At 72.6% G+C, this 12,984-nt stretch carries 15 protein-coding genes and 1 pseudogene; 8 read left to right on the top strand and 8 right to left on the bottom strand.

The window, feature by feature from the left end:
- Window positions 1-93: 93 nt before the first annotated feature.
- The 4 genes from ABZ885_RS25640 (at window position 94) to ABZ885_RS25625 (ending at window position 2,523) form a co-directional block, all read left to right on the top strand.
- Window positions 94-657, top strand: coding sequence for a hemerythrin domain-containing protein (locus ABZ885_RS25640; RefSeq protein WP_360193015.1), 564 nt, complete (start codon window positions 94-96; stop codon window positions 655-657).
- A 241-nt stretch (window positions 658-898) separates the two neighbouring features.
- Window positions 899-1,414: a hypothetical protein gene (locus ABZ885_RS25635; protein ID WP_360193012.1), complete on the top strand. Its 516-nt coding sequence runs from the start codon at window positions 899-901 to the stop codon at window positions 1,412-1,414.
- Window positions 1,415-2,049: 635 nt separating this feature from the next.
- Window positions 2,050-2,223: a CsbD family protein gene (locus ABZ885_RS25630; RefSeq protein WP_360193009.1), complete on the top strand. Its 174-nt coding sequence runs from the start codon at window positions 2,050-2,052 to the stop codon at window positions 2,221-2,223.
- A gap of 117 nt (window positions 2,224-2,340) precedes the next feature.
- Window positions 2,341-2,523 (top strand): hypothetical protein, encoded by a 183-nt coding sequence (locus ABZ885_RS25625; RefSeq protein WP_360193006.1) that lies wholly within the window; start codon window positions 2,341-2,343, stop codon window positions 2,521-2,523.
- 49 nt (window positions 2,524-2,572) lie between these two features.
- Here the strand turns inward: ABZ885_RS25625 and ABZ885_RS25620 are convergent, their stop codons facing one another.
- The 6 genes from ABZ885_RS25620 to ABZ885_RS25595 all read right to left on the bottom strand — a co-directional run bounded on the left by ABZ885_RS25620 (window position 2,573) and on the right by ABZ885_RS25595 (window position 8,129).
- A complete protein-coding gene (locus ABZ885_RS25620; RefSeq protein WP_360193003.1) occupies window positions 2,573-3,148 on the bottom strand; it encodes a DM13 domain-containing protein in 576 nt (191 codons plus the stop codon).
- Window positions 3,149-3,263: 115 nt separating this feature from the next.
- Window positions 3,264-3,665, bottom strand: coding sequence for a hypothetical protein (locus tag ABZ885_RS25615; RefSeq protein WP_360193001.1), 402 nt, complete (start codon window positions 3,663-3,665; stop codon window positions 3,264-3,266).
- Between the two features lie 148 nt (window positions 3,666-3,813).
- A complete protein-coding gene (locus tag ABZ885_RS25610) occupies window positions 3,814-5,388 on the bottom strand; it encodes a hypothetical protein (RefSeq protein ID WP_360192998.1) in 1,575 nt (524 codons plus the stop codon).
- Between the two features lie 107 nt (window positions 5,389-5,495).
- Window positions 5,496-6,053, bottom strand: a complete 558-nt coding sequence (locus ABZ885_RS25605) for a GNAT family N-acetyltransferase (protein WP_360192995.1) — start codon at window positions 6,051-6,053, stop codon at window positions 5,496-5,498.
- 184 nt (window positions 6,054-6,237) lie between these two features.
- Window positions 6,238-6,894, bottom strand: coding sequence for a response regulator transcription factor (locus ABZ885_RS25600; RefSeq protein ID WP_360192992.1), 657 nt, complete (start codon window positions 6,892-6,894; stop codon window positions 6,238-6,240).
- A complete protein-coding gene (locus ABZ885_RS25595; RefSeq protein WP_360192990.1) occupies window positions 6,882-8,129 on the bottom strand; it encodes a histidine kinase in 1,248 nt (415 codons plus the stop codon). Before ABZ885_RS25595 ends, ABZ885_RS25600 begins: the two co-directional genes overlap by 13 nt.
- A gap of 570 nt (window positions 8,130-8,699) precedes the next feature.
- On the opposite strand from ABZ885_RS25595, the gene ABZ885_RS25590 reads away from it, so the two are divergent.
- From ABZ885_RS25590 to ABZ885_RS25580, 3 genes are all read left to right on the top strand, one after another.
- Window positions 8,700-8,969 carry a LapA family protein gene (locus ABZ885_RS25590; protein ID WP_360192987.1) on the top strand — a complete coding sequence of 90 codons (270 nt, stop codon included), beginning with the start codon at window positions 8,700-8,702 and terminating at the stop codon, window positions 8,967-8,969.
- 318 nt (window positions 8,970-9,287) lie between these two features.
- Window positions 9,288-9,569 (top strand): hypothetical protein, encoded by a 282-nt coding sequence (locus tag ABZ885_RS25585; RefSeq protein WP_360192984.1) that lies wholly within the window; start codon window positions 9,288-9,290, stop codon window positions 9,567-9,569.
- 254 nt (window positions 9,570-9,823) lie between these two features.
- Complete coding sequence (locus tag ABZ885_RS25580) at window positions 9,824-10,324, top strand: hypothetical protein (protein WP_360192981.1); 501 nt, start codon at window positions 9,824-9,826, stop codon at window positions 10,322-10,324.
- 50 nt (window positions 10,325-10,374) lie between these two features.
- Here ABZ885_RS25580 and ABZ885_RS25575 read toward each other — a convergent pair whose 3' ends face one another.
- Window positions 10,375-11,847: an ATP-binding protein gene (locus ABZ885_RS25575; protein WP_360192978.1), complete on the bottom strand. Its 1,473-nt coding sequence runs from the start codon at window positions 11,845-11,847 to the stop codon at window positions 10,375-10,377.
- Complete coding sequence (locus ABZ885_RS25570; protein WP_360192975.1) at window positions 11,840-12,517, bottom strand: response regulator transcription factor; 678 nt, start codon at window positions 12,515-12,517, stop codon at window positions 11,840-11,842. The genes ABZ885_RS25575 and ABZ885_RS25570 overlap by 8 nt, the downstream gene beginning before the upstream one ends.
- 222 nt (window positions 12,518-12,739) lie before the next feature.
- On the opposite strand from ABZ885_RS25570, the pseudogene ABZ885_RS25565 reads away from it, so the two are divergent.
- Window positions 12,740-12,984 (top strand): annotated as a pseudogene (locus ABZ885_RS25565) (hypothetical protein); the annotation flags it as partial.

Raw genomic sequence — 12,984 nt, 5'->3', positions numbered from 1 at the left:
GGCGGCAACTCCGGTGCCCCGTACGCCAACGACTTCATCGAGCTGTACAACCGCGGCACCGCCCCGGCCGGCCCCGAGGAAGCAGGAGGCACCATGGGGCACGGCGGGAACATGATCGACGAGCTGATGACCGACCACCGGGAGGTGGAGGAGATGTTCGCCCGGATCCAGGCGATGACCGGCGGCGGCCAACAGCTGCGCGACGTCGTGGACGAGGTCACCATCGAGCTGGTCCGGCACTCGGTCGCCGAGGAGCAGTACCTCTACCCGGCGGTGCGCGAGCACGTCGAGGACGGGGACCGGCTCGCGGACAAGGAACTCGAGGATCACGGCCGGGTGGAGAAGCTCCTCAAGCAACTGGAGAAGACCAGGACCGACGATCCGCAGATGGGTCCGCTGCTGCAGCAGCTCATGGACGAGGTCGCCGCCCACGTCCAGGACGAGGAGACCAACCTCTTCCCCATGCTCCGGCAGGCCTGCACGCCGGAGATGCTGGACGACCTCGGTGACAAGGTCCGCCGCGCCAAGTCGATGGCTCCCACCCGGCCGCATCCCGCCGCGCCGGACACCCCGATGGCCAGCAAGCTGCTGGCGCCCGGCGCCGGTCTGGTCGACCGGGCCCGCGACTTCGTGACCGGGCGCGGCAAGAACTCCTGACCCACCCCGGGCACTCCACGCACCCCGCGCACCCCGCGCACCCCGGCCGCGGCGGCCCTCCGGCCCCGCGTCCGGGCCGCGTCCGGGCGCCACCCGACCGGGTCATGGTGACGCGCATCATGCCGCCATTCCGCCGACCCCGCCTACACTGGTCCGCCACAAGCGGAGCAGCGGAGCTCCACAACCGCAGCTCGCGGGCCCGGCCGGGCGGAGCGAGCATGCCCGTCGAGGAGCCACCGCCGTGCCCACCGACCTCTCCCCCGTCATAGCCGCCGGCACCCGCTGGCTGCTGGCCGCCTACCCACCTGCGCCCGGTGCTCTCAGCCGCGCCCTGGGCGAGGCGCAGGCCCGGCAGGCGGTCACTCTGGCCTGCGCCCTGCGCTACCCGTCGGATCTCGACGCACAGCTGCTGCACCTTCTCGGCCCCGGCGGCAGCGACCGGCTGGACTGGCTCACCGGCATCGAACACGGCACCCCCGACGGTGACGGCGCCTGGCGGACGTGGGTGGACGAGACGGTCGTCAGCTGGGCAGCCTGCCTGCTGGCCGACCCGGCTGTCGCCCGGCGCGCCCAGGACACCGTCACCGCCGCGGGCGGCGACCCGGCTGGAGACGTGACCCGCCTCGTCCACCCCGGGGAGCACGAGCTGCAGGCGGCACCCCTCCTGCGGCACCCCGATCTCCTCGACCCGGTCGCCGCCCTGCATCGGGCGCAGCTCCTGGAACACCTGGAGGGCGAGAACGCCGCCGTTCGGTAGGCACGACCCCGGACGGCAAGGCCGGGCGGCCAGCCCGAAGGCGGTCAAGTGCGCAACTCCGGGCGAGAGTTGCCCCGAGCGGCGGCCGTGATGAGCCGAGGCGGACCATCGGCCTGCTGTCACGGAACCGCCCGGCCCGCCCACGCCCGTGGGCCCCCGTCGGGCGTCGATCCCGCGCAGGCCGGGCGGTTTGACCGCCCCCACGGCGGCAATCCGCAGGTGTATGGCGTACCTCGCAGCACCTGTACCGACCGTCCCGCGACCGCGGCCCTCTGACGGCCCCACGGACCGGCCGGGCCCCTGGCTGTTCGTCCGGCCCACCGTCGACAGCCCGGCGGGCGCGGTGCTGTTCGAGCGCGACGGCACGCTGATCCAGGACGTCGCGTCCGCCATTCCCCCGGAGGCGGCTGTGAGCACCAGACGACGTTCCTGGGCCGTGGCGACGCGCAACCGATCGCACGAGCCCGCCGAACACCGGGGGCAACGAACCCACCGGGCACTCGTGCCTCTCCGTGCACGCTGAGACGGTGGACGGCCACCGGCCGCCCCGCGGCCGTGCATGAAGTCCCGGTTCCCGGGCAGGCGCCGCTCCCGGGCGGACGACACCGCCCCCGCGACCGAGAGGAGTCCGTGCCATGGGCACCCAGGACAAGATGCGCAACGCCGCCGACAAGGCCAAGGGCAAGGTCAAGGAAGCCGCCGGACGGGTCACAGGGGACCGCACGATCGAGGCGAAGGGCCGGGCCGAGCAGGCGGAGAGCGACGCCAAGCAGGCCATGGAGAAGATCAAGGACGCAGGCAGGCACTGACTCGTCACCCGGTGGCCGCCCCGGGCGGCCACCGGGTCCGACGGAGCGAACGACGACGAAGACCGTCACCTGGCACGGGCGACGGCGGGCGGGTCGGCGACCCGGGAGGCGAGAGGCATGAGCGAACAGGACGACCGGGCCGCGGAGCCGCCGGTCCGGACGGAGACGCCCGAGTCCCGGATGACCGGTGAGGGCGGGCCACCGCCCGCTCACGAGGAGGAGAAGGGACCGCAGGACGGCCCCGAGTACGCGGTGACCGAACCCGCGCACGAGGCGCCTCCGGAGGAGCCACCGGACTGAGCCGTACGCGGGGTCCGCCCGGGGCGGGTTCCCGTTCGTCCCGGACCGATCAGACCGCGGTGAGGTCTGCGGCTCCGAAACTGACGGAGAAGCGCTCGCACCAGATGACCGTGCTGTTGAAGGCCGTCAGGTCGGTGCCGGCGGGGATGGCGTAGTTCTGGTTGCCGTGGTTGCCCTTGAGCTTGTCGAGTCCGAGGGGCTTGTCACCGAGGGCGTGCAGGCGGGACCGAGCGGCCGGCAAGGCCGAGAGGTACACCCGGACGTCGGGGCCCTCGGAGGTGGCGAGGTTCTCCAGGCGCAGCACGGCGGTGCCGTCGGCAAGGCGGACGAGGCGCGCGGTGCCGGTGGTCGCGTGCTCGCCGGACTGGAAGCTGCCACGCGCAAGGTCGACGGGCCCGGCCGGGGCCGCAGCGGTCGCACCGGCCGGGTTGGTTGCTGTGGGGCCCGGAACGGAAGAAGCGAGGGCTGCCGGAGCGGGGAGCGCCTCGTTCACGGTGGTGTCGGTGAAGGCTTTCCAGGGCTGGAAGAGGTAGAGACCGAGGCCGGCGCCGAGCAGGGCGAGGGCTGTGGCGGCTGCGAGTGCGGGGCGCAGGATCCGGCGGGGCCGGCGCTGGCTGTCGGTCATTGTCTGGCTCCCGTGGATGGTGGTCCCGTGCGTACAGGGCCAGGTCTACCGGAGTGTGAGGCCGGCCTTCCAGGGAGAGCCGGCCCCCGTCAGAGATCCGTAATCCGTCGGCCGGTCAGCCGAGTCCGTCCTCCCCGTCCGGCAGGTCGGCCAGCGGCGCGGGCAGCAGCACCAGCGCGTACAGCAGCTGGAACCCCATGACGCTCACGGCCCACCACAGTGGGTGCACGATCGGCAGGCCGAGGGCGAGGAAGCCGCCGATGGCGCAGAGGCCGGCGGCGGCCATCGCGGTCGACCAGCGGGCGGCCCGCACGGGCGCGACGAGGGCGAGCCATCCGAGCGAGGGCAGGACACCGATCAGACCCAGCAGGAACAGTCCCCACCAGACGTCCTCCGCGTAGCTGTACTCGGCGTCGTGACGCACCGCCGGGAGGACCAGCATGGTCAGCACGAACAGCGCCAGGTACCGCCCGGCCGCCCGCAGAAACCAGGCCACCCCGCTCTCCAGATTCGTCATCGCTCCCCCTCACGTGTCGGTGCGATCATGATGCCAGAGATTTTGAACGCGTTCAAAGCAGCCTGACTCGCATGCGCGGGGCGAGGGCGGAAGCGCACGGCCTCCGATGTGGGAGGGCGGAGCGGAGGGAGGGCGATGCGGATGACTACTACTGAAGCCGTTCCCCGGGAGGGGCCACAGGTCCGAAACGGGTGCCGACCCCCACCTCCTCCGTCACTGCAACAGCCAGCTTGGAAAGACCGTCGGGTGCGCTCGTCAGCGTGCCCAGCACGGCGATGCCCCCCGCCAGGGCTGCGGCGGCGGTTGCGGACAGGTCAACCGCCGCTGCGGCACGTGCGACCAGGAAGTGCTCCTCCGCCGCCCTGTGGCCGAGCTGGAGGCCACGCCACGTCAGGGTGGCGCGCCGATCCTGCTCCGGAAGGCCGAGGTCAAGGGCCAGTTGGTCCGCACGGGGCGTGGGCGGAGGGCCGTCGAGCTCTGCGACGGCACGCTGCAACGAACCCCAGGCCCCTTCGACGTCGCCGGCCCGCCGTTGCAGAGACGCCAGGCTGATCACGGACGCGCCGCGTTGCCGTGGGTCGTCCTGAAGACAGGCGTGCAGCTTCCGCGCGCGTGCTGCCTGGGTGAAGTCCCCGAGCCCCGCCAGCTGTCCGGCGAGGTACCCGAGCAGCGGTGCGTCACGCGGTCCTGCGTCGTCGAGCAGCCGGATGAGGATGACGCGAGCGAGCTCGGTTCGACCCTGTCGACGGGCCAACTCGGCCCACGTGAGCTCGTCCTCGTCCGCTGGTTCCAGCCCGTAGTTGGAGTCGTCGAAACCGGTCGCCCAGCTGCTCAGTTCCTGCGGCGCCTCCGGGAAGCCTCCCAGCCCGTAGTAGACGTCCGGATTGGCCAGGCGCAGTGCTGTGATCAGCTCGTGGTCCTCGGCGTGACCGTGCAGACCCACCAGGACCGCCGCCAATCGCAGCTCGTCGGTGTGGCCGAGCTCCGCCTCGGCCGTGAGCAGGCTGCGCAGGAGCGGGAGGTCGGTGGTCTGCCGGTCGTACTGGGCAGCCCTCAGCAAGGTCGCACGGCGTGCCGGATCGTCCACGGTGTCGGCCCGGCGCGTGGGGTCCGACCGGAGCATGACGAGGTCGGCCTGTCCCGGGGCAAGGACGGCTTGCCAGAGTGGCGCGCGCGGGAGCCGGCCCAGCAGTGCATAGGCGCAACCCTCGTCCGCGTTGAGGAGGACGAAGTCCGGCTCGGTGCGTCGTAGCGACCGGTGAAGCCGCCGGATCAGTTCTGCCTGCGGCAGTCGGCGCAGCCCGAGCCCGGCCAGGAGCCTGCTGCGATCGACGTCGAGCTTCGGGGCGTAGGAACTGCGGATGTCAGCCTCGGTCCGGGCGACGGCAGCCGTCATTCCGGCGGAGTCGGGCTGGAGGCCGAGGTCGATGTAGTCCCGCCAGCCGGGTAGCCCGATCAGGACTTCGAGGGCCTCGTCCACGCTGTCGCCGACCAGCCCGGCCTCGCCCTCGGAGCTCGCGTGGAGCACTTCGCCGTTCGGGCACAGGAAGAAGGTCCCACCGGTATCGTCTCCGGCCACCGCCTGCAGAGCCGGACCGGATGCCAGCCGCACCGCCTCGCCGTGCTCGGAGCGATCGAGGTCGAAGTCGAACGGGAACGCCGCGAGCTCAGCCAGCTCCGAGTCTTGACGCAGCAGCTCCAGGGCGCGATCACGGCGGGTCATGGCAGGACCGTAACAGCCGGCAACGACGGGCGATCGCAGCGAGGTGGCGCCGCGCTCGACCTGTAGCGCCGGCATCGCCCTCCGTCTCCGCGCTGTCGCGCATGCGCTCAATCGGACGGCGTGCCCGGGGACCACACGCCGAGCCACTGCTCGGCACCGTAGTCCTCGAACCGCCCCACTTCGGTGAACCCCAGCTTCGCCGCGACGCGCATCGAGGCCGCGTTGGCGGTCCGGCTGGAGAGCAGCACCGGCTCGTCGGGAAGCGCACCGGCGAACCAGTCGAGCACCGCCGCGCACGCCTCGGTGGCGTACCCGCGCCCCCACGCCTGCGGCAGGAACATGTAGCCGAGCTCGGGCTCCCCGCCCTCCGGACGGAGGTGGCCCTGACGCTCCGGGCCGCGCCGATCGAGCGTGATCATGCCGATCGCCGCTCCGTCGAGCTCGACCACGAAGAAGCCGAAGCGCCGCCCGGGCACCTCGGGCATCGCACGCTCCAGCTCGTCACGCGGCCGCGCCCCGCCGACGTAGGTTCCCACCTCCCGTGAGGCGAACAGCTCGATCAGCGCCGCACGGTCCCGCGCCTCGGACTCGCGGAGCACGAGCCGCTCGGTCTTGATCGGGGCAGGTGGCCAGGCGACAGGGTGCACCGGGATCTCATCCGACAAGGAACGGCTCCTGATTCTCTCGGCTGCACGGTGCGATCTCGTACGGCCATTGCGGGCAACGGCTTCTGACGTCGTCACACCCTCAGACGTGCTTCGGCGGGAGGCCAGTTGCGTGCACCCGGAAAGCTCCGCCGGGCAGGAGCCTCAGCTGACCGGCAGCGACAGCGGCCGCGCCGGGCACCCGTCAGGCCCGGGACGCTCCGAGGAACCGCAGCACGGCCAGGACGCGGCGGTGGTCCGCGTCGACCACGGGCAGGTCAAGCTTGGCGAAGATGTTGTTGATGTGCTTCGCCACGGCGCTCTCGCTGACCACCAGCGTCTGCGCGATGCCGGCATTGGAGCGCCCCTCGGCCATCAGGCCGAGCACCTCCCGTTCGCGGGGGGTCAGCCGCGCGAGCGGGTCGCTGTCGCGCCGCAGCAGCAGCAGCAACTGGGCGACGACCTGCGGGTCCAGGGCCGTGCCCCCGTCCGCCACCCGCCGGACCGCCGCCACGAAGTCGGCGACATCGGCAACCCGCTGCTTGAGCAGGTAGCCCACACCGCTGGTGTTCGCAGACAGCAGGTCAGCCGCGTACCGCTCCTCCACGTACTGCGAAAGCAGCACCACCGCCGTCCCCGGCCAGCGCCGGCGGATCTCCATCGCCGCTCGCACCCCCTCGTCGGTGAAGTCCGGCGGCATCCGGACGTCGATCAGGGCGAGTTCGGGCCGGTGCTCCGCCACCGCCGCCAACAGCCCTTCCGCATCGCCGGCTTCGGCGGGGACCTGGAACCCGCCCATCTCCAGCACCTTGATCAGGCCGACCCGCAACAGCACCGAGTCCTCGGCGATCACCGCGCGCACGGCAGCTCCGCGGTGATGGTGGTGGGTCCCCCAACGGGGCTGCTGACGTGGAAGGCCCCGTCGAGGGAGCCGACCCGCTTGGCCAGCCCGGTCAGCCCCGTGCCGGCGGCGGCGTCGGCACCGCCCAGCCCGTCGTCGGTGACGCGCACTCGCAGCACCTCGCCGACCCGACGGACGATGACCTCCGCGCGCATCGCGTTGGCGTGCTTCGTCGCATTGGTCAGCGCCTCCGAGATCACGAAGTACGCCACCGACTCCACGCTGGGCGCCACCCGCTCCTCCAGATCGACCCGCAGCCGCACCGGCAGGGGCGTGCGGGCAGCCAGCCCGGACAACGCCGCGTCCAGACCTCGGTCCTCGAGCACGGCCGGGTGCAGCCCCCGCACCAGGTCATTGAGTTCGGCGATCGCCTCCTTCGCCTCCAGGTGCGCTCTCGCGATCACCTCGCGGGCATCACCCGGCAGGTCCGGGCGGGTGGCAATGGCCAGACCCAGGTTGACCGCGAGAGACACCAACCGCTGCTGGGTGCCGTCGTGCAGGTCGCGCTCGATCCGGCGGCGCTCCGCGTCGACGACCTCGATCAAGTCGGTCCGGCTCACGGCCAGCTGATCGACCCGCTCCTGGAGCCGCTGCGCCTGGCTGCGCCCGAGCAGGCCCAACGCCAGCCGCGCCTCGGCCCGCGCTACTGCCCGCACGGTCCAGGGCAGGGCGCACAGGAGGAGGAGTCCAGCCGCTGTGTAAGCCGGCAGCTGGGTCAGGTAGCCGAACCAGTCCTGGCGGATTCCGGCTGGCAGCGCCCATGTCCAGGCGTAGGCGACGACGCCCGCCAAGCACGCCGCTGCCACCGCGAGCACCAGCAGCTCCAGCAGCGCGATCAGCGGGCCCAGCAGGAGGTGGTAGCCGATCTTGCGCCAAGGCCGCGTCGCCGCGAGCCACCGGGCGGTCGAGGCCCACGTCCGTCGTTCCGGCGCGGTGGGGGTGAGCCGTGGGACGTCCACACCGATGAGCACCCGGTAGCGAGCCCGCTGAACGGCCGTCAGCAGCGGGGTGCCGAGCAGGACCAGGGCGGCCGACATGGAAACCGTGAGGAGCCAGTTCCCCGTCCTGGCGGTAGTCGCCGCTGCCCAGGCCCACACGGGCACCAGCGCCAGGTGCGGCAGCACACCAGCGGCAAGAAAGCCGGTGTCCCGCTGCGCCCGGAGGACCGTGCGTCTCAGCCCGGCTGGAATCGTCATGGCACGACGCTAGGGCACCACAGGAGGAAGGTGCCATGGAACCTGTACCCGATCTCATGGTGGACCTAGTACCACCTGTAGATCTTGACCTCGACCTGTGGGCGGACAGCATCTCGGGTCGCCGTGTCGGTGATCCGCCGCTCGTAGCCGCTGTGCACACGCTCGGAACTCGGGCTCGCCACCCTCGCGGTGCTCTCGCACTCCCCCGCCCCGCGGACCTGCCGGAACCTGGACGCCAGGCACAAGAACATGCCGCGTTATGTCCGAATTGTACTATCCGGCAGGCTCCTTTGCCAGCACTCGGGCCGTGCCGGAGAGCCGCGGCGTCCGAGCCCGAGAAGGTGGCGCGGGCCGGGTGCGGTCGGCAATAACAATCGGGACCGGGCGAACCACGAAGTCAGGTTGCGGACCGCGCGGCTGCTCGACTTCCAGCGCGACCACCAGCGACGTCACCCTTCGAGCCCCCCGTCTCCCGTCCGCTGCTGCACCTCGCGGCGGTCCGGCACCGGCACTGGGCCCGCGACGCCGCCCCCCGGGCACGAATCGGGCAAACCGCATGATACTGAAGCCATGTCGCAAAACACCCGCACGCACCACGAGCCGTCGCGTCTTACGGTCAAGGGCCGCGAGGTACGACTGCGCACTATCGCCATGGCCGTCATCGCGGTCCTGGCCGTCTGGTTCATCGCGGTCAATACCGCCTCGGTGACCATCACCCTCTGGGTCTCCGACGTCACCATGCCGCTCTGGGTCGTCCTGACCGTCACGATCCTCGTCGGCATGCTGATCGGCGTCTTCCTGGCCCGCCGCCGGGCCGCCCGCAAGGCAACCCGGTCATGATCCCGGGAGGCCCGTGCGTCCGTCGGCTGCCCGCCGGCGCCCGGACGGCGCCGGCCCGGCGAAGACCAGGAACGGGCCCGCCCAGGACTGGGCGCGTGGGCCGGTGACACACCCCTGAGCGCACCCGTCACAGGCTTCTGGAAACCGCCGTCACCGCGGGCGCCCTGAAGGACCCGCGCCTTCACGACCTCCGCGACCGTGCGCCACGCACGCATGCGGGTGAAGCCGTCGCCCGCGGGGCCTGCGCCGCGTCGTGCGGCTCGCCCCGACGGCCCGGTCCCGGATGCGCCGCGGCCCGGTCCCGCCGAGGGTGGGGTGATGAGCCTGATCGTGCTTCTGGAACCCGAGCTTCAGCGGGTGGCCCACCTCGGCAGCGGCGGCGAGGAGTACGTCGAGGGCGTGCGCGCCGTGCACGCGGCCGCGTCCGACCCGGCCGTGCCCGGTGACCCCGGCGACCACACGCTGTGCGGTGCGGACACCCGACGGATGCAGACCGTCGACTTCCGGCCCGCCGCCCCCGGCTCCTCCTGGTACCCGCCGAAGTGGCAGGGCAGCGGGAAGGTCTGCCCGAACTGCGACCGCGCGGTCCACTCCGCCTGACACGCTGCACGGACATCGGGTCCACCCCCTGTCGGAACGCGCGGGCGACGGTGAGAGCCGGGCCGGGTACCGGCCGGAGGTCGAGAATCCGTCGTGGACCGGTAGCAGCTCCGGCCTCGCTGCGCCCGCCCGTGCGCCGGGGCTCGCCCCCGAACGCGGTCGGCTCTTCGGACCCCCGAAATCCCCGCGGCATGCACGTGCTCGGCTGACACACTGTGGGCGAAGCGCAGAGCCGTACAGAGGACCGAACACCCATGCCGAACCCACTCGATGCTCCGGACGCGGTGGCCGCCGCAGCCGAACCCCTCGAGGAACTGCTCGACGACAACAACCATGTGTCGATCATCGAGCTCTTCCCCGTGGTCCCGGTGACTGGGATGACATCCGGTCATGACTGGATGAACGGTGTCGCTCAAGCCCTGGACGACGCGACGGGCGGTCGACACCAGGTGGGAACGCCGGTCGTCCCGTTGGAGTCACCGCAGGCGTGGCGGGACGTCCTCCGCGGACAGGTGACCGCCGGGATCATGCAGCCCGCCTGCAGGTACGCGGACCCCGACCTGCGCACGCCCGCGGAGATCCGGCGGGCGGGCGAACTCGCCGATGGCATCGCCGACCTCATCGAAGCGCATCTCGGGCCCGTCCGGGCCTCCGGCGACGTCGGCTACCTGAACAGGAGCTACATCTGGTGGCGCAACGTGCTGTTGGTCACCGACGAGTGGGCGACCATCCTGCACCTCGCACTCGCCGACTGACGGGCGCGCCCGTCACCTGCGGCCACCGCCTCAGCGGCTCTCAGCGGCTCTCAGCGGCTCTCGTCGTCCACGGCTCCCGCGACCGGGAGGGAGGTCCGGAACGTCGCCGCAGCCGGGGTGTCGAGGACCGTGAGGGTTCCGCCGTGGACTGCGGCGATGTCGCGGGCGATCGGCAGGCCGAGGCCGGCGCCGCCGTCGTCGCGGCTCCGGGCGTCGTCGAGGCGGGCGAACCGTTCGAAGATCTTCTCCCGGTCGGGCGGGGCGATCGGGGGGCCGTCGTTGGCCACGTCGAGGAGGGCCCGGCCCGCGGCCCGGTCGACGCGGAGGCTGACGGTGACGCGGTGCCGGGCGTGGCGCTGGGCGTTGTCGAGCAGGTTGGTGAGCAGCCGGCCCAGCCACTGGGGGTTTCCGTGGACGGTGACCGGCGTGGGTGCGTGGACGGTGACCGGGTGGGGCTCGGTGCCGCGGGCCGCGACGGTGGTGCGGACGAGGTCGGCGAGGTCGACGGGTTCGTGGGGCCAGTCGTGTCCGGTGGCGTCGAGGCGGGCGAGCAGGAGGAGGTCGGTGGCGAGGGCCTGGAGTCGTTCGGTGTCCTCCAGCGCGCCGGCCACCAGGTCGGTGCGGACGTCCGGGTCCGGGTGGGCGAGCGCGACTTCCAGCTGCGTGCGCAGGACGGTGAGGGGGCTGCGCAGTTCGTGGGAGGCGTCGGCGATGAAGCGGCGCTGCCGTGCCCCGGCGGCCTCCAGGCGTCCGAGCATGGCGTTCATGGTGCCGGCGAGGCGGGCGATCTCGTCGTCGCTGCGGGGTTCGGGGACGCGGCGGTCCAGGTCGCGGTCGCCGATGGCGGCCACCTCGGCGCGGATGGCCTCGACCGGGCGCAGGGCCCGGCCGGTCGCACGCCAGGTGAGGGCGCCGACGGTGACCAGCAGGACGGTGCTGAGGGCGGCGAGGGCGGCGGTGGTGAGGTCCTCGGCGGCGTCGGCGGTGCGGAGGGAGGCGCCGACGTGGATCGTGACCGGGCCCGTGGGGGTGCTGGCCGTGATCGTGGTGACGCGCTGGTGGTGTTCGTCGCCCAGGGCGCCGAGATTGGTCGTCTTGTGGCCGTCGCGGTGACCGGCGGGGGCGAGCGGGGTGTGGCCGGCCAGGTTCTGGCTGGCGGCGACCACTGTGCCGTTCGCGTCGACCACCTGGATGAAGTCGGTGCCGTGGTCCAGCGGGAGCGGGTTGGTGAGGTGTCCGTCCGTGGCGAGGCGGGCGACGGCCTGGGCCTGCTCGCGGGCGCCGGTTTCGACGGTGCGTTCCAGGTTCGCTCGCAGCAGGAGGACGACCGCGGCCGAGGCGAGGGCGAGGACGACGGCGACGCTGAGGCAGGCGGCGAGGGTGGTGCGGGTGCGGACCGAGCGCGGGGCCAGGCGGTCGACGAGGGCCGCGACGCGGGGGTGGCGGGAGAGCCGGGTGAGGGCGGCACGTGCCCGGCGGACCGCGGTGCGCGGGGGCGTGGGACCAATGGTCGGGTCAGCCACCGTCGGCCGCCAGACGGTAGCCGGCGCCGCGGACGGTCTGCACCGCTGCCCGCCCGAACGGGGTGTCGATCTTGCGTCGCAGGGCGCTGACGTGGACCTCGACGGTGTTGGGGTCGCTGTCGAGGGCGCTGTCCCAGACGGCGTCGAGGATCTCCCGTTTGGAGACGGCTTCGCCGGCCCGGCGGGCGAGGTGGTCCAGGATGGCGAACTCGCGGGGTGTGAGGGGGATGACGGCGCCGGCCCGGGTGCAGGTGCGGGCCGCGGAATCGACGACGAGGTCGCCCAGGACGGTGCGCCGGGGTGCGCGGCTGCCGATGCGGCGGGCGAGCGCCTTGAGACGGGCGACGAGGACGAGGAAGGAGAACGGCTTGGACAGGTAGTCGTCGGCGCCGGTGTCCAGGGCCTCGGCCTCGTCCCACTCGCCGTCCTTGGCGGTGAGCATGAGGATGCCGACGTCGCTGCCGGAGGCCCGCAGCCGTGAGCACACCCGGTAGCCGTTGAGGCCGGGCAGCATGATGTCGAGGACGATCACGTCGTAGGCGTGGTCCATGGCCTTGGCCAGGCCGGACGGCCCGTCGTGGGCCACCTCGACGGTGAACCCCTCCGCGGTCAGCCCGTGCTGCAGCGCCAGGGCCAGCCGGCGTTCGTCCTCCACCACCAGTACACGCATACCCACCAGAGTGGCAGGTCCCGGAGGCGGGAAGCTGAAGGTGCCTTCAGGTCTTCAGCCGATCTTCAGCAACGCCCCGACATGCTGGGCCCGACGCCCGGGGACGGCCCCGGGCCTGCCAATGGAACAGGGGTGGGTGTCGTGAACGAGCCCATGGGAACCGGGGAGCCGCAGAAGGCCACGGGCAGAACGCGCACCGGTCTGGGGCGTGCCGGACGCTGGGTGCGCGGACGCTCCGGCCGCTGGGTCGCGGCCGGTGCGGCGGTGGTCGTGCTCGGCGGCGGCGCCGCGGCGGTGGCCGTCCACCACCACAAGGGCGAGCACCGCGGCGACCGGAAGATCGCGGGTGAGCGCGAGCGGCACGACGGTCCGGGCGCGCGTCACGGTCACGACGGCCAGGAAGGCCGCGACGGCCGCGACGGCCGGGAGAGCAGCGACGGCCACCACGGTCGTCACGGGGAGCAGGG

It is taken from the genome of Kitasatospora sp. NPDC047058 (assembly GCF_040643935.1).
GTDB lineage: Bacteria > Actinomycetota > Actinomycetes > Streptomycetales > Streptomycetaceae > Kitasatospora.
Note: the sequence above shows the minus strand (reverse complement) of the source record. Positions and strands in the feature narration are given on the sequence as shown.